Source organism: Nostoc sp. MS1, from assembly GCF_019976755.1.
Taxonomy (GTDB): Bacteria; Cyanobacteriota; Cyanobacteriia; order Cyanobacteriales; family Nostocaceae; genus Trichormus.
In genome coordinates, this window is the sequence record NZ_AP023441.1 from 3,680,750 (window position 1) to 3,698,089 (window position 17,340).

15 protein-coding genes are annotated in these 17,340 nt (G+C 41.6%); 10 read left to right on the forward strand and 5 right to left on the reverse strand.

Features of this window, described 5'->3' with window-relative positions:
- Window positions 1-17 precede the first annotated feature (17 nt).
- The 9 genes from NSMS1_RS15920 (at window position 18) to NSMS1_RS15960 (ending at window position 13,093) form a co-directional block, all read left to right on the forward strand.
- Window positions 18-1,688, forward strand: coding sequence for a phospholipid carrier-dependent glycosyltransferase (locus NSMS1_RS15920; protein WP_411908631.1), 1,671 nt, complete (start codon window positions 18-20; stop codon window positions 1,686-1,688).
- A gap of 562 nt (window positions 1,689-2,250) precedes the next feature.
- On the forward strand, window positions 2,251-4,410 hold the full coding sequence (pabB, locus tag NSMS1_RS15925) for an aminodeoxychorismate synthase component I (RefSeq protein WP_224085521.1): 2,160 nt from the start codon (window positions 2,251-2,253) through the stop codon (window positions 4,408-4,410).
- Between the two features lie 20 nt (window positions 4,411-4,430).
- Entirely contained in the window at window positions 4,431-5,420 is a 990-nt protein-coding gene (gene holA, locus NSMS1_RS15930) for a DNA polymerase III subunit delta (RefSeq protein ID WP_224085523.1), read from the forward strand.
- 136 nt (window positions 5,421-5,556) lie between these two features.
- The gene (locus tag NSMS1_RS15935; RefSeq protein ID WP_317986517.1) at window positions 5,557-5,991 is read left to right on the forward strand and encodes a DUF4168 domain-containing protein; all 435 of its coding nucleotides are present in this window, start codon (window positions 5,557-5,559) and stop codon (window positions 5,989-5,991) included.
- Between the two features lie 710 nt (window positions 5,992-6,701).
- Window positions 6,702-6,977, forward strand: coding sequence for a TM2 domain-containing protein (locus tag NSMS1_RS15940; RefSeq protein WP_224085528.1), 276 nt, complete (start codon window positions 6,702-6,704; stop codon window positions 6,975-6,977).
- 47 nt (window positions 6,978-7,024) lie between these two features.
- Window positions 7,025-7,198 carry a hypothetical protein gene (locus tag NSMS1_RS15945; protein WP_224085529.1) on the forward strand — a complete coding sequence of 58 codons (174 nt, stop codon included), beginning with the start codon at window positions 7,025-7,027 and terminating at the stop codon, window positions 7,196-7,198.
- A gap of 143 nt (window positions 7,199-7,341) precedes the next feature.
- Window positions 7,342-9,780, forward strand: coding sequence for a heavy metal translocating P-type ATPase (locus NSMS1_RS15950; RefSeq protein ID WP_224085531.1), 2,439 nt, complete (start codon window positions 7,342-7,344; stop codon window positions 9,778-9,780).
- 196 nt (window positions 9,781-9,976) lie between these two features.
- Window positions 9,977-10,435 (forward strand): hypothetical protein, encoded by a 459-nt coding sequence (locus NSMS1_RS15955; protein ID WP_224085532.1) that lies wholly within the window; start codon window positions 9,977-9,979, stop codon window positions 10,433-10,435.
- Between the two features lie 72 nt (window positions 10,436-10,507).
- Entirely contained in the window at window positions 10,508-13,093 is a 2,586-nt protein-coding gene (locus NSMS1_RS15960) for a tetratricopeptide repeat protein (RefSeq protein WP_224085533.1), read from the forward strand.
- Between the two features lie 149 nt (window positions 13,094-13,242).
- Here the strand turns inward: NSMS1_RS15960 and NSMS1_RS35115 are convergent, their stop codons facing one another.
- Together NSMS1_RS35115 and NSMS1_RS15965 are read right to left on the reverse strand one after the other, a co-directional pair.
- Window positions 13,243-13,377 carry a hypothetical protein gene (locus NSMS1_RS35115; RefSeq protein ID WP_263432513.1) on the reverse strand — a complete coding sequence of 45 codons (135 nt, stop codon included), beginning with the start codon at window positions 13,375-13,377 and terminating at the stop codon, window positions 13,243-13,245.
- Between the two features lie 12 nt (window positions 13,378-13,389).
- Entirely contained in the window at window positions 13,390-13,533 is a 144-nt protein-coding gene (locus NSMS1_RS15965; protein ID WP_224085534.1) for a hypothetical protein, read from the reverse strand.
- 104 nt (window positions 13,534-13,637) lie between these two features.
- On the opposite strand from NSMS1_RS15965, the gene NSMS1_RS15970 reads away from it, so the two are divergent.
- Window positions 13,638-14,105, forward strand: coding sequence for an FHA domain-containing protein (locus NSMS1_RS15970; protein WP_224085535.1), 468 nt, complete (start codon window positions 13,638-13,640; stop codon window positions 14,103-14,105).
- A gap of 198 nt (window positions 14,106-14,303) precedes the next feature.
- Here NSMS1_RS15970 and NSMS1_RS15975 read toward each other — a convergent pair whose 3' ends face one another.
- The 3 genes from NSMS1_RS15975 to NSMS1_RS15985 form a co-directional block, all read right to left on the reverse strand.
- Complete coding sequence (locus tag NSMS1_RS15975) at window positions 14,304-14,621, reverse strand: hypothetical protein (RefSeq protein ID WP_224085536.1); 318 nt, start codon at window positions 14,619-14,621, stop codon at window positions 14,304-14,306.
- A 110-nt stretch (window positions 14,622-14,731) separates the two neighbouring features.
- Window positions 14,732-15,814 (reverse strand): class I fructose-bisphosphate aldolase, encoded by a 1,083-nt coding sequence (locus NSMS1_RS15980; RefSeq protein WP_224085537.1) that lies wholly within the window; start codon window positions 15,812-15,814, stop codon window positions 14,732-14,734.
- A 47-nt stretch (window positions 15,815-15,861) separates the two neighbouring features.
- Window positions 15,862-17,184, reverse strand: a complete 1,323-nt coding sequence (locus NSMS1_RS15985) for a hypothetical protein (protein ID WP_224085538.1) — start codon at window positions 17,182-17,184, stop codon at window positions 15,862-15,864.
- Window positions 17,185-17,340 lie beyond the last annotated feature (156 nt).

Sequence of the window (17,340 nt, forward strand, 5' to 3'; positions counted from 1 at the left end):
CCAAGGAATAGATTGGTTTGTATAATTGGCACTCTACCGCTTCTTCTCGTTGGTTACATCCTCTACTCTTACTCGGCTGGTTTATCATCGGTCTAGGCTTACGTTTTACCAACTTGACAGCCAAGCCCCCGTGGACTGATGAATTTGCCACTTTAGTGTTTAGTTTGGGGAATAGTTTTTTATCAGTACCTCTAAATCAGGCGATCGCACCTGATATTCTCCTCCAACCCCTACAACCAAACCCAGCCGCTACTATTGGGGATGTGATTCACATCATGATTACCCAGGACAACCATCCACCACTGTATTTTGTGCTGGCGCATTTGTGGATGAACTTGTTCCCCAATCAAGAAAAATACGTTTCGCTGTTTGCGGCGCGTTCACTTCCTGCTTTACTAGGTGCAGTTTCCATTCCTCTATCCTATGGCTTAGGTAGGTTAGCTTTTCGTTCCCGCTTAGTGGGACACCTAGCAGCAGCTATGATGGCTGTTTCACCTTACGCAATTTATTTAGCCCAAGAAGCACGCCATTACACATTTGCCATAATCTGGGTAATTGCCTCCTTATCTTGCTTAGTCATTGCCACACGCCACCTGCAAAACCGGACATTATTACCACTTTGGTTAATCATCTCTTGGGTGGGGATTAATGCTTTAGGCATCGCTACACATTTTTTCTTTACTCTGACACTCTGTGCAGAAGCCTTAGTTTTGATATTTTTAGCTTGGCAACAGTCCCAACAAGCAAAAACTTTAGTCTTTCTTTCCTCCGTTTGGTGGCGCATTTATGCCGTTGCTTTGGGGACAGCCATAGCTGGTTTAGTTTGGCTACCGAGTTTTTTAGAAAATCCCTATCGTAGTAGTTTAACAGAGTGGATTCAAACCGATGGCATTAGCTTAAGCTTGCTCAACCCATTTTTTCAGCTTTTCGCTGCCTGGGTAACGATGATCGTGCTACTACCAGTAGAATCGGCACAGCTAGCAGTAGTGATAGTTTCCGGTTTAATAATGCTAATTTTCGCTATTTGGGCAACACCGATTTTGGTGCGTGGCTATAAATTTCAACTACAGCAACCCCAAGCTAGTCTGTCAACTCAATTATTGACTGGAGTAGTATTAGGAGCGATCGCTTTATTTTTCATTTTGACTTATATTTTTGGTATAGATATTACCAGGGGCGCTCGTTACAACTTTATCTATTTCCCGGCTGTAATCATTCTTGTAGGTGCTAGTTTAGCGGTCTGTTGGCATACTTCCCAAAAAGCCGTAGCGTTAATTTGGCTGATGGGATTAGTCAGTGCTATCACTGTCGTTAGCAATTTAGGTTATCAAAAATACTACCGTCCTGACTTGTTAGTCCCGATCATTCAACAAAATTCTCAAGTTCCGGTTCTCATCGCCACAACCCACAAAACCTTAGTCCAAACTGGGGAAATGATGGGTATTGCTAGAGAGTTGAAACCTTCTGCCCAAACTACTACCCAGTTTCTCCTAGCACATCAAGAACAAGACCCTAATACCTCTACAGTAGCCTTAGAAAATACATTGCAACAGCTACAACGACCTTTTGATGTTTGGTTAGTCAACTTCCATGCACCCATAGCCGAAGCAGCCAAAAAATGCGTAGCTCAAACAAAACCCTTATCAGATGTAGATGGCTATGAGTATAAAGTTTATCAGTGTAGATAAATTTTTTAGTCATTCTCTGTGTCTCCGTGCCTCCGTGGTTCAATAAATTATTTTTTTACCACAGAGCCACAGAAGTGGCTTTTAGGCTATAAGCTAAATAAACTTCAACTGCGTTGTTTACAACCTAAAAATCAGAGAAATTTTTCGCTAAAATTCGTTATTATATATTTCTGCTGTGTAAAAGATTAAGTAAATTGGGAATCTCCCGAACTTTCGGCCAATAGGTCTGAAATTTTCAGATTATTATCCTGTCGTTTGAGAGTCCCCAAGAAAGTGAATTACTACTACTGCTAGTAAGCAAAATAACGCTTACATCACGCGATCGCTTCTAACTAAAGTAATAAATTCTTAAGAAAATCGAAAAAGTCACTTAAATTCAAGTGTCAAAAACAGAAGTTGGTTAAATTATTTACTTAAAATTACACGAGTACTACGGTTTTTGGCGCTATCGTCTTGCTATGTAGTATGTGTGTAACTGTAAGCAGTAGTTTACATAGCTTAAAAAAGCGTTGATGATTATAAATACTTGTATGAATGTAACTTCTGCTTGTTTATTACTCAAATGGGCGATATTAAAACACTAATTATCGACAACTACGACTCTTACACCTTTAATCTCTACCAGATGATTGCAGAAGTTAACGGAGAGTTTCCCTTAGTTGTTCGTAATGACCAATTAGACTGGCATGAGTTGAAACAACAAGTTTTTGATAATATAGTTATTTCTCCCGGCCCTGGTCGTCCAGAAAAACCTAAAGATTTTGGTGTTTGTCAAGATATACTAAAAAAATATCTAGACGTTCCTATATTGGGTGTTTGCCTTGGTCATCAAGGAATAGGACATTATTATGGTGGCAAGATAATTCACGCACCAGAACCTAAACATGGTCGATTGAGTCAGGTTTACCATAATAATTGTGATTTATTTCAAGATATCCCTTCACCATTCCGTGTAGTCCGTTATCATTCCTTACTAGTTGCGGAAGAATTGCCCTGTTGTTTAGAAAAAGTGGCTTGGACTGAAGAAGGTTTAGTGATGGGGTTGCGACATCGCCATTTGCCATTATGGGGTGTGCAGTTCCACCCAGAATCTATTTGTAGTGAGTATGGATATCAATTACTGCAAAACTTTAAAAGGATTACGGAAATATCACTCAAGCAAAATGGTAAATATTGCTCAACATCTGCAAGAAAACTTTTTTCGATTCCTCATACTCCGCCACAACCGCCAGAGTTTACTATTTGTAGTCGCAAACTAGATTATTTTCCCAATACTGAACAGGCGTTTGTGCATCTTTTTGGCGAAGATCCTCATGCTTTTTGGCTCGATAGTAGCCGAGTAGAAGCAGGATTATCGCGTTTCTCCTTCATGGGAGGAAGTGGAGGATCAAATAGTTTACTAATCCGTTACCGTACACAATCCCAAGAACTGATTGTGACACAATCGGGGAAAGTGACACGCACCCACGAAAGTATTTTTGATTATCTCAAACGGGAAATTAATCGGCGACGTTGCCAGTCTGAGGAGTTACCTTTTGACTTCAACTGTGGGTTTGTGGGCTATTTTGGCTATGAACTTAAGGCTGAGTGCGGCGCAGAGTTAGTACATACTTCATCTGTTCCCGATGCTATCTTGCTTTTAGCCGATCGCCTAATTGCGTTTGACCATCAAGAGCAAACTACTTACTTAGTTTACCTGACTCCCATAGGCGAAACAGCATCAGCCCCAGCTTGGTTTGATCTGATGGAGAAACGTCTTTTGACACTTCCTCCCTTACCTCCTTTTGAGGGTGCTACATCCCAGCCTGTAACCTTCCGTTTAAGTCGGTCGTATCAAACATATAAAAATGATATCTACAGGTGTTTACAAGAAATTCGTGAAGGGGAAACTTACCAAGTCTGTCTGACAAATCACCTACACACGGATACTACACCTGATCCTTTAACATTTTATCGTCGCTTACGCCAAATTAACCCGGCTCCTTACTCGGCTTTTCTCCGCTTTGGTGATATTGCGATCGCCTGTTCTTCTCCAGAGCGATTTCTGCAAATTGATCGTCAAGGTTGGGTAGAAACCAAGCCAATCAAGGGTACTGTCCGCCGTGGCAAAACTCCCGAAGAAGATTTTTTATTGTGTGAAAGTTTGCGTAACTCGGAAAAAGAGCGAGCCGAAAACTTGATGATTGTTGATTTATTACGTAACGATTTGGGACGAGTTTGTCAGGTAGGGAGTATCCATGTTCCCAAATTAATGGATGTAGAAAGTTATGCCACAGTGCATCAACTTGTCAGCACTATCCGGGGTTTATTATCGCCTCACATGGATGCTACTGATTGTATTCGGATGGCTTTTCCCGGTGGTTCAATGACGGGTGCGCCGAAGTTGAGAACTATGGAAATTATCGATCAACTCGAACAAGAAGCACGGGGAGTTTATTCAGGTGCGATCGGTTTTTTGGGTTTGAATGGTGCAGCAGACTTAAATATAGTCATTCGTACCGCCGTACTTACACTAGAACAAACATCTATTGGTATAGGCGGTGGAATTGTCGCTCTCTCCGATGTGGAGATGGAGTTTCAAGAAACTATCCTCAAAGCCAATGCTTTAATTGCGGCGATGCTGTTGACTGTTCATGGAGAGTTTCATCCCAGCCTTTATCGCATACTAGGAATGCCAGCAACAGCTAATAACCAACCAAAAAAAGTCCTCAACGAAGTTTAGGAAATTGATTTTGAGAAAGTATGCCAATTTATGTTTACTGGGGTGAAGATGATTTTGCGATCGCCAAAGCTGTAACCACATTGCGCGATCGCGTTCTTGATCCCCTGTGGATAAGTTTTAACTACACTACTTTTTCCCCAGAAGATAGCGACGCACCTATCCAAGCACTAAATCAAATCATGACTCCGACTTTTGGTGCTGGGGGACGGTTGGTTTGGTTGATGAATACTAACCTATTACAGAATTGTCCAGAGAATGTGTTGGCGGAACTGTCGCGTACCTTGTCTGTAATTCCCGAAAATTCCTTTTTATTGCTTACCAGCCGCAATAAACCAGATGAACGCCTAAAATCGACAAAATTACTCAAGCAATTTACTACTGAGTTTCGGGAATTTCCCCTCATTCCCCCTTGGAAGACAGAGTTACTAATCCAAGGTGTGAATCAAGCTGCTCAAACTGTGGGAGTGAAGCTGACACCAAAATCGGCGGAACTTATTGCTGAGGCTGTAGGCAATGATACACGCCTGCTTTACAATGAAATGGAGAAATTACGCCTGTATGCTGAGGATAGCGATCGCCCTATCCAAGAAGATACTGTTACTCGCTTAGTGAGAAATACCACCCAAAATAGCTTACAGCTAGCCGCAGCTATTAGGGTTGGTGATACAGCTAAAGCATTAACTATCTTGGCTGATCTCATCAATGCAGCCGAACCAGAATTGCGGATAATTGCCACCTTAATTGGACAATTTCGCACTTGGTTATGGGTAAAGCTGATGATGGAAAGTGGTGAACGCAATCCGCAAGCGATCGCCCAAGCTGCTGAGATTGGCAATCCTAAACGCATCTATTTTCTTCAGCAAGAGGTTCAATCTCTGTCTGTAGCGCAACTAATTTCTTGTTTACCATTATTACTAGAGCTAGAGGTGAGCCTCAAGCAAAGCCGTCCAGAAATATCAATATTGCAAATTAAAATCATCGAACTTTGTCAAGTATGCCGACGTATCTAAAAAAATCTTTTGTGAATTGCTGTAATTGATTGGAACTTCTACCTGGCAAAATAATTCAGAGTCATTAATATAACTTTACTGTCTGTCTGTGTCATACCTTATGAAGATTATGTCTCATACTTTTACCCAAACTAGTATGCAAAAAATACTGGCTAAAACTTTGTTTTTTAGCATTTCCGCCAGTGCTAGTTTACTTGTTAGTACTGGAAACTTGAAAGCTAATGCTCAGAATCAATCGTTTAATAATAACGAGATTACTAGCTACGCACAAGCTGTATTAGCAATGGAGCCAGAACGACAACAAGCATTTGGAGAAATTAAGAAAATAGTTGGCAATGGAGAAGTTCCCCAAATTGTTTGTAGTGAACCTAATAGTCTGAATAATTTACCTGGTAGGGCTAGAGATATTGCTGTCAATTACTGTAATCATTCGCAAAAAATAGTTAGTGATTACGGTCTAACTCCTGATAAATTTAATAGAATGACTGTGGAAATCCAAAGTAACGCAGACCTAAAGCAACAGGTTTATAACGCACTCATCCGTCTCCAGAAAAACACCAACTCCCAATAGTGAAAATCTTTACTTTATTTTGCCTAACTCATTAAGAATAAACAGGCTGTTAATATTATGGGTTTATGGTTGCTTTCTGCCATATCACTTGCTACTTTTTTATCTGCGTCAAGTCATGAGATATAAAATTTAAACTTATTTTATATTTTCTTTATAAAGTTGAATTGCATTGAGAAAAGAGTCAAGCACGCCAGTAAGTGAGCGATACCCAAATACTACATATATATGAAAAGTTTTAGCAGGGAAAAGCCTGTAATATTAAGACTAATATTTGATTTCTGTTCATGTAACGTGGGGTAGCTATGAGAACTCAGTACCCTTTGATTCCTTATTTACCTGTTCCTTCTCTACGAATACTTGTAACCATCGTCAAAAAATTCCGGAACTATCACGGATGTTCCTGTAAAAAGTGGTATATTACAAGCATTTTCATAGACAATTGGATTTAATTCTCTTGAAAGAGTAATTTTTTCCAATAAGCTGTAATACTGATGTTGTAGTTTATATAACTGCAAGCAAATACTGCTATGTAATAAGACAATCGTATCAAGTGATATTTTAGCTTATTAGAATATCACCTATATTTGTTGTAGCTCATTTTCGGCTAATGAACTACTAAAAATTTTAATATTTACTAGCGAAGCATATTGTAGTAAATCAATAAAATAAAAACTGTAATTTTATACGCATTTTTAAGGAGAAAACTATCTATGGCGAATCTTAGTCCTACTCAAACCAACAAACAATTATTAGCTGGTTACTGCGGTATTATTTTTGGCGGTTTTGGTATTCATAAGTTTATTTTAGGTTATGCCATTGAAGGGTTCATCATGTTGGTGATTACACTGGTAGGTGGAACTTTTTCCTACGGCATTACTTTGTTAATTATGCAGCTCATAGGATTAATTGAAGGCATGATCTACCTCAACAAAACCCCGGAAGAATTTGTCAATACATATATAGTAAATAAGCAGAGTTGGTTTTAATTTAGTCATTAGTCAACAGTCAACAGTCAACAGTTATTCTCCCTCATATGCTGAAACGTAAACACCTGATTTGGTTTGTGTGCTTATTGATGGGTATTGGTTATTTCAGTGCTATGTCTAACTGGGAAATTCACTATTTCTGGAAAAGCCTGATTGCCTTTATGCCATTTCAGATAGCAGCGATTACCTACGTAAATGCAACACGTTGGAGTCGTAGTTAACACCACTGCCTACTAATGCCAGGCTAATCTTAATAAAATTAATGGTATTGACAATCAGTCATATTTCCAAATTTCGCCTACGCTCGAAATAGAGACGTTTGATAACAAACGTATAATCTTCGTAGCGGATCTCAACACTTGCCATGCAACTTGTGCCAAAAACTCAGCTTAACCCAGAACCAACCCCCCCATTAGAGAAAATTATTCTGGATGTTGGCGGGATGAAGTGTGCTGGGTGTGTAAATGCAGTAGAGCGACAGCTTACCCAACAGTCAGGGGTAAAAAGTGCCTGTGTGAATCTAGCTACAGAGGTAGCGGTGGTGGAGTCTGAAGTTGGCGCGGTAGATCCAGATATGCTGGCACAGCGACTAACAAAAGCTGGATTTCCTAGCCAGCCCCGCAAGCCTAGAGATCAAGCAGGTGAATCAACTCTAGAAGATTCAGCACAAAGACAGCGCCAACAGATGCAAGCGGCATTTCGGCAGTTAATCATTGCTGGGGTGCTATTAGTCTTTTCTGGAATTGGTCACTTAGGCAATCTTGGCGGCTCAATTCCCGTATTAAATAACATCTGGTTCCACTTTGGATTAGCAACGGTAGCAATATTAATTCCTGGCCGTCCTATTGTGGTTGATGGGTGGTTAGGATGGCGACGTAATGCGCCAAATATGAATACCTTGATAGGATTGGGAACACTCACAGCCTATACAACCAGTGTAGTGGCTTTGTTTTTTCCCCAAATGGGTTGGGAGTGCTTCTTTGACGAACCAGTAATGATGCTGGGCTTTATTCTATTGGGCAGGACATTAGAACAACAAGCAAGAGGTAAGGCGGCTGCGGCATTTAGACAACTGCTGGCACTACAACCACAAGTAGCAAGATTGATTGCTAATCCAGATGCCGAGAAGATGGGATTGGGAGCAAATACTGTAGAAATCCCAGCCGAGCAAGTAAAGGTGGGAGAATGGTTGCAAGTTCTGCCAGGAGACAAAATCCCTGTTGATGGTGAAGTGAGTTTCGGGCAGACAACGGTGGATGAGTCGATGTTGACTGGGGAAGCTGTACCAGTAATTAAGCAACCAGGAGATACAGTAACAGCAGGGACAATTAACCAATCAGGTGCGATCGCTATCAAAGCCACCCGTACAGGCAATGATACCACCCTCGCCCACATTGTCGCCCTAGTAGAAGCTGCCCAAACCCGCAAAGCCCCAATTCAAAAATTAGCCGACACAGCCGCAGGCTACTTTACCTACGCCATCCTCACCGCATCTCTATTAACATTCATCTTCTGGTACTTCTTCGGCACACACATCTGGCCAGATGTCGTCATGTCCGGCGGTGGTATGCCAATGATGAGCCATACTGCCCACTCCCCACTCCCTACTCCCCACTCCCCCCTCCTTGTTAGTTTAAAACTAGCGATCGCCGTCATGGTCGTTGCTTGTCCCTGTGCTTTAGGACTAGCCACACCCACAGCCATACTTGTAGGTACTGGCATAGGTGCAGAACGCGGTTTATTAATCAAAGGCGGCGATGTCTTAGAAAGAGTACATCAGCTAGATACCATAGTTTTCGATAAAACCGGCACTCTCACCACAGGTAATGCAGTCGTTACCGATTGCGTTGTTTTGGCAGAAGGCAGTGGTGAATTATTATCTCCCTCATCTCCCCCCACTCCCCACTCCCCACTCCCCACTCCCTACTCTCTCCTCCAACTAGCCGCAGCAGTCGAAAGCGGCACACACCACCCCTTAGCTAAAGCCATTCAGCAAACGGCAAAACAACAAAAGCTATCAATTCCTGAAGCTGTGGATTTCCATACTGAGCCAGGAATGGGTGTTTCTGCTGTGGTGGATGGTGAAACTGTGCTGTTGGGTAATTGGGATTGGTTAAGTTGGCATGGTATTACTTTAAGTGAAACAGCCCAACAGGCAGCGCAAAAGTTAGCCACGGATGGTAAAACTGTGGTTGGTGTAGCAGTTCGAGAGACTTTAGCCGGACTGATTGGTGTGCAAGATACCATTAGACCAGATGCTCAAGCTACAGTAGAGAAATTGCGGCAGATGGGCTTGCGGGTGGTGCTATTAAGTGGCGATCGCACCGAAGCTGCCAATGCCATAGCGCAACAACTAGGTATTGATAGCGCTGATGTAGTCGCAGGGGTTCCGCCAGCGAAAAAAGCTGCATTTATTGAAGAACTACAAACAAAAGCTGCTAAAGTAGCGATGGTTGGGGATGGTATAAATGATGCCCCGGCTTTATCGCAAGCAGATGTGGGGATCGCTTTACACTCAGGTACAGATGTGGCGATGGAAACTGCACAGATCGTCTTGATGCGCGATCGCATTGGCGATGTTGTGGAATCGATTCAGTTGAGCCGCGCCACCTTCAACAAAATCCGGCAGAATTTGTTCTGGGCATTTGCGTATAACACCCTTGGTATCCCCCTCGCAGCAGGTGTTTTACTTCCCAACCTTGGCTTTGTGCTGAATCCTTCTGGTGCGGCTGCGTTGATGGCATTTAGTTCAGTGAGTGTAGTCACTAACTCTTTGTTATTACGGCGGTTAGCTCATCGTTAATCTGGTAACAAAATTAAGAACCTCTCTCCAACCTCTCCCCGACGCGGGGAGAGGCTTAAAAGTATGATTGGTACTTGGCAAATTGTTAGCCCCTTCTCTACAAGGGAAGGGGTTGGGGTTAGGTTTCTGACTCGACGTTATTTAATGCGCTAAACTGTGGTACATAAGTATAAACTCGTAATATTATTATTAACTTATGGAACCAGTAACCTTAACAGCCGTAGGAACTGCGATCGCTACTATAGTTTTAACTAAGGCTTTAGAAAGAACAGGCGAAATGCTGGGGGAAGCTGCATTAGAAAAAAGTAACGAGTTAATCGCACAGCTACGCCAGAAAAATAAGCTGCCCTTGTTAGCGAATACGTCACAGGAAAACACACAGCAGGCGTTAGATTATGGTCAAGCTGTGTTGGAGTTGAAAGCCGCAGCCGATACAGACACTGAAATTGCTCAATCAGTACGGGAAGTAGAAGCAACAATCAATCAAGATCAGTCCCAGAGTGCTGAGAAAATTCAAAAATTAGCCGCAGAAATTCAAGCGCAGCCATCAATTGTTAATAACTTTGCCAAGTTAGCAGAAAGTATCCAAGCTGAAAAAGGGTCAATGGTTGCCCAACAAATCATAATTAATAATCCGCAAAACACATACAACTGACTACAGTCGCCTGAACAGGAACGGGTAAAGTCAAATCCTGAAATACCGCAAAATTTACCCCTGAGTGGGGTGGTGAAATTTGTAGGACGTGATGAAGAACTGCAAGAACTCCATGAACTTTTGCAGGAAAATAACCAAGTGCTGACTGAGCGTAGTCGAAGTGTAGCCATTGCAGCTATTTTGGGAATGGGTGGACTGGGTAAAACAGAACTCGCCTTGCAATATGCCATGACTCAGCGCGAAAACTACAAAGGTGGACTGTGCTGGTTACAGGCGAAAGCTGGGGATGTGGGGGTTCAAGTGGTGCGGTTTGCCAGAACTCAGCTTGATTTAAACCCACCAGAAGAATTTGATTTACCTGCACAAGTACAATACTGCTGGCGGAATTGGCGTGAGGGTAATGTGCTGCTGGTGGTGGATGATGTTACAGATTACCAGCAAATTAAACTTTACTTACAGGGTGTATCTTCCCGATTTAAAGTGTTGATGACTACCCGCAAAAAGTTAGGTGCAGCTATCAAGCAATTATCTTTGGATATATTACAACCAGATGCAGCCTTGGAGTTTTTACAGTCTTTGCTGGCAGAAACACCAGAGCGAATTGAGAGAGAATTAGATGTAGCAAATCAATTGTGCGAATGGCTGGGGTATTTGCCTTTGGGTTTAGAGTTGGTGGGGCGATATCTGGCGCGAAAACCGGATTTATCCCTATTGAAAATGATGGGGCGATTAAAGGAAAAGCGACTAGAACAACCTGCACTTGTCAAGCCAGAAGCCGATATGAGAGAACAAAGGGGAGTGCAAGCCGCCTTTGAGTTGAGTTGGCAAGAATTAGCAGAGGATGACAAACAATTAGACTGTGTACTCAGTTTATTTGCAGCAGCGCCCATACCCTGGAAATTAGTAGAACAGTGCTTACCAGAGAAAGATAAGGATGAGTTAGAAGAAATTCGGGATGATAAATTATTGAATCTGCATCTACTCCAGCGCAAAGGTGAAGAAATTTATCAACTGCATCCCCTACTGCGGGAATTTTTCCAATCTAAGCTTACAGATTTAGAGCAGATAGAGGAATTTAAGGAATGGTTTTGTCAGGTAATGGTAGCAGTTGCCCAAGAAATTCCTGAGACTCCTACCCTTGAGGAAATCAACGCTGTTTCCCTTGCAATACCACACATAGCTGAAGTAGCAAACAATCTCATTCAATACGTTAGTGATGAATATTTAACTTGGCCTTTTATCGGCTTGAGTCGTTTCTATCAAGGACAAGGGTTATATACCCAAGCCGAACCTTGGAATCAACAGTGTTTATCAACTGTACAAAACCGCTTTGGAGACAATCATCCCTCAGTCGCCACTAGCCTCAACAACTTGGCTGAACTCTACGATTATCAAGGAAAATACGACCAAGCCGAACCCCTGTTACTCCAAGCTTTAGAACTCAGACAACGCCTGCTGGGAGACAATCATCTTGATGTCGCAGCCAGCCTCAACTGCTTGGCGGGACTCTACTATTCCCAAGGAAAATACGACCAAGCCGAACCCCTGTTACTCCAAGCTTTAGAACTCAGACAACGCCTGCTGGGAGACAATCATCTTGATGTCGCAGCCAGCCTCAACTGCTTGGCGGGACTCTACTATTCCCAAGGAAAGTACGACCAAGCCGAACCCCTGTTACTCCAAGCTTTAGAACTCCTTCAACGCCTGCTGGGAGACAATCATCCCGATGTCGCTACTAGCCTCAACAACTTGGCTGAACTCTACAATTCCCAAGGAAAGTACGACCAAGCCGAACCTATGTTTCTCCAAGCTTTAGAACTTGATAAACGCCTGCTGGGAGACAATCATCCTTCAATCGCCACTAGCCTCAACAACTTGGCATATCTCTACAAATCCCAAGGAAAGTACGACCAAGCCGAACCCCTGTTTCTTCAAGCTTTAGAACTCCATCAACGCTTGCTGGGAGACAATCATCCTCTTGTCGCCACTAGCCTCAACAACTTGGCATATCTCTACGATTCTCAAGGAAAGTACGACCAAGCCGAACCCCTGTTTCTCCAAGCTTTAGAACTCAGACAACGCCTGCTGGGAGACAATCATCCCGATGTCGCTACTAGCCTCAACAACTTGGCATTACTCTACAATTCCCAAGGAAAGTACGACCAAGCCGAACCCCTGTTACTCCAAGCTTTAGAACTCCTTCAACGCTCGCTGGGAGACAATCATCCCCTTGTCGCCTCTAGCCTCAACAACTTGGCATATCTCTACAATTCCCAAGGAAAGTACGACCAAGCCGAACCTATGTTTCTCCAAGCTTTAGAACTCCATCAACGCCTGCTGGGAGACAATCATCCCCTTGTCGCCTCTAGCCTCAACAACTTGGCATATCTCTACAATTCCCAAGGAAAGTACGACCAAGCCGAACCTCTGTTACTCCAAACTTTAGAACTCAGACAACGCCTGCTGGGAGACAATCATCCCGATGTCGCTACTAGCCTCAACAACTTGGCATTACTCTACAATTCCCAAGGAAAGTACGACCAAGCCGAACCTCTGTTACTCCAAGCTTTGAATATTTTAGAGCGAAGTTTAGGAGCGAATCATCCTCATACTGTGAGTGTGCGTGAAAATTTAGCACTTTTACGCGATTCTCTCTAATGAGAACACGAAAATTTACCTTCCCAACCTCATCACTCTAGTTTTTATCTCCAAGTTTCCTGTTTTGAACTCAAAGTTTTATGTTCAGAACCCGAACTTTTGTGTTGCAAACGAGAATGTTCCTATTTCCAACTAAAGTACTCTTGTTTTTAGTGAGAACGTTCTTGTTCTAAACGAGAATGTTTCTGTTGCAAACGAGAACGTTCCTGTTTCCAGTGAGAATGTTCTTGCGGCAAAGGAGAATCTTCTAGTTCTGAGGTCGAATGATGGTGTAGAAGAAGCATAATCAAGTAAATTCACAGGCGATATGTGGGGTATGATGATTTTGTTTTGAGGGTGGCGATCGCACTAAACAACATCCACACAGCATAAACACTTACGCTCATCACACAAATACCAATGATGCTCCGCCCACAGGAGGCGATCGCTAATAAGGTCATTGTGCAGAGTATAATTAGCTAGCTCCAACGGAGGCGATACCCACGGTAAACTATGCTAACGCTGGTGTAGAAAAAATCAGCTACGATAAATCAAAGCAACTTGGATGAATCCAACTTCAATCGACTGTGGCATAGATGTATCAATGACAGCAGAAACTCATGAAAGTCATTTACTAATTCTTGAAGACGATCAAGGTCGTAAAGAATTTTCTCTGGATAAACCTTTATACTCTATTGGTAGAGATAAAGAGTCTAATATTCGTCTAGTATCTCAATTTGTCTCCCGTCGCCATGCTACATTAGTGCGACTGCCAAAAGACAATAATAGTTATTATTATCGAATAGTTGATGGTGATGGTAAAGGTAAACCGAGTTCTAATGGCTTGATGATTAACGGACGCAAACTCCCCGCCCACGATTTAAAGAACGAAGACGAGATAGTTTTTGGGCCAAAAGTACGCGCTATCTACTATCTATTAAAGAATACTCAACGCTCAGGACAAACAGATGCTAGTGAATATGACATAACACTTATAAATCCTGGTATGACTGAGGATTTAGAGGAAATCTAAAAGGTAATTGGTAATTGTAAAAAACGATTTAATTGCCAATTTTTTATTACTAATTACTGAATAAATCAACTATATCTTAAGTAATTAGCCAAACTTGATATTCAATCCCAAACCCAGTAAGTAATGAAGAAGACGTGATATCACAGTAATAGTAATGTGAGTTATCACGTCTTTTGCTGAAACTAAGTAAAGTTTTACTTACTCAAAATCGCCTCTACTTTTTCTGATTTGCTTACGGCTGGCGGTAAAGTCATCATCTTGAGTGTGAATATTGGCTTTTTGCTTCCTCCGGTCTTTGTTACCGAAATAAGGTTGAGAAGCTTCATAGTGGTCTAGTCTGCGTTGCTTATTACTAAAATAAGGTCTTGAAAGTTCTACTTTGTGATTTTTCTCTGCATAATAACCACCGGCTTCTACAGGAGTAGTAGGTAAGGTAATTAGCCAGATTATCCCAGCTAAAATTAATAACCCAACTTTACAGGATAATTGCTTTACAACATCCTTGAGTTCCAACATTGAATAAATTTCCTTGTAACTCTTCGACTACTGCTTGAATGTTAAGTATTCTTACTTGAGTCAACGTCTTCCTCTAGGTTGGTTGGATGTATGTAAAAAGTAGTGCTGAGTTAAGCTATTGTCACATCTGGCGATAAATAAACATCCTGAATAGCGTGGAACAATTTCACACCTTCTTCAAAAGGACGCTGGAAAGCTTTTCTGCCAGAAATTAGGCCTGTACCACCAGCCCGTTTGTTAATGACTGCGGTACGAACTGCTTCGGCGAAATCATTTTTACCAGATGCACCACCAGAGTTAATTAAACCTGCGCGTCCGCAATAGCAATTGAGAACTTGATAACGAGTCAAATCGATGGGGTGGTCGGTGGTTAATTCGGTATACACTTTTTCATGAGTTTTACCGTAACTCTTACCTGTTGCTTTGGCTACTGCACCATAACCATTATTGTTTTCAGGTAATTTTTGTTTGATGATGTCGGCTTCAATTGTCACACCCAAATGATTTGCTTGTCCGGTGAGGTCAGCCGCAAGGTGATAATCTTTATCGCCTTTAAAGGCGTTGTTGCGCAGATAACACCACAGAATTGTCACCAGTCCTAATTCATGGGCGCGTTTAAAAGCCCGGCTGATTTCTTGAATTTGTCTGGTGGAATGTTCTGAACCAAAATAAATTGTCGCGCCAACAGCTACAGCCCCTAAATTCCAAGCTTGTTCCACATCAGCAAACAATATTTGGTCAAATTGATTAGGGAAGGTTAACAATTCATTGTGGTTGAGTTTAGCAATGAAAGGAATTTTGTGAGCATATTTACGCGAAACACTACCTAAAACTCCTAAAGTACTGGCGACAGCATTACAACCACCTGCTATTGCTAAACGGATGATATTTTCTGGGTCAAAGTAAATAGGGTTGGGTGCAAAAGAAGCCCCGGCTGAATGTTCAATACCTTGGTCTACGGGCAGAATCGAAAGATAGCCAGTGTATGCCAAACGACCTGTAGAATAGAGTTGTTGGAGATTCCGCAAGACTTGAGGGCTGCGATCGCTATTCAACCAAACTCGATCAACAAAATCCGGCCCTGGTAAATGTAACAAATCTTGAGGCACTTTGGCTTTGTAAGTCAGCAGTTCTTCTGCTTCATTTCCTAAAAATGATTCGATAGAACTAGACTCTAAAAGGGTGGTAGACATAAGACTTCCTTAAATCTTGACTATTGACTGTTGACTGTTGACCAATTCTATTTAAATCCTTTATTTACTTGCTTTTGCCCTTTACCTTTTGGCTTAGATTTGTGAACTTCTGCCACTGCTTCTTGAAATAATTCATGCAGATGTACAGGTACACTAGCACTTTCCGGTAAATATGGCTCAAGAGGTTTATTGAACTCTTGCAAAAGTGTATCTAAATCACTGTTAATGTCAAAATTTGGTCGTTGCAGCACAGTCTGTAAAACTTTTTCTAATGAATTAGAATACTGTTTGGCTAAACGATACCAAATGAAAGCACTAATACTTTTATCTTCCAGATAATGACGAACTAGTTTTTCAGCACCCTCAATACTTTGCCAATCTTTTGTTAATAACAAAGATTGAAATTTACTATATGTTGGTAAAAATGTTTGTCCCCAACGTGGATGAGAGATGGCTGTTAATTGTGCGGCGTTCTTGAGTTCCGCAGGTAAATCAATTTTTGGCGTTACCATTTTAGTTTTGCCGCTTTCGTTCTTCAATATCTGCGAAGCCACCTTGGGGTCTATACCCATTTCATCAATCACAGTTTGAATTTCTTCCTGCGCTCCTGTGGCTGTTAATTCAGCCAAATATTTTATTTTATCAATCCCTAATTCTTCTAAACGTTTATTAGTAATTAACTCTTGAAATGCTGCAAGTTCTTTATTTAGTTTATAGCCAGGTAAGGTAATTTCATCACTGCCAAAAAAGTCTATAAAATATTGATGATATTGATATACGGAATCCCAAGCTGCTTCTAGTAAATCTGGAGCATCACTGTAAAGGTGATTTTTATAGGTTTCTTTAAAATTACCAATAGCTACAGCTAGTTTTGGTTTACCTAATTTACCCATCATTGTAAATGGACCTGTGAATGTCCAATAATTATTAGTAACAGGAGAAATACGAGTTAGAAGAATTTCCCCAACTTTCAGTCGAGAAGTTGCTTGCAATGTTTGGGAATTATTGGGTTTGACTAAATAGGACTTATTCGTTAACCAATTCAATAATTCTAGACCATCAGTGAAAATCTGACTAATAGCAAATAAACCGATAAAACTATGATGCCAAGTTTTCAGTAAATTGCGATCGCTCTCTTGTAAATCTGGATGACTGGCGATAAATAAATCTAGGGGAGACTCATTACCAACTTTCCCTTCAGTCAGGAAACTGTCAATTGTTAAGTCTTGTTGTGTGTTATCACCGCTACCACGCCGTAATTGTTGGGCTGCAAAGGTTTCCAGCGCTTGGGCTAACTCTCCCTCTGCATCAAGCACAAAATCTACTAATGCTTGCTTGAGGAAGTGCGATCGCTCTAATATCTCATCCACAGGCGTATCTCTTGGTACAACATTTGTAGATTAAGACCTTACACACCACGATAGCATCTGGCAGTAGCTAGATTTGTGCAAGAAAATCAGCTATCAATAAGATGAGAATTAATACTCAGGCATCGACTAAAATAGCATGACAATTTTATCTAAAAA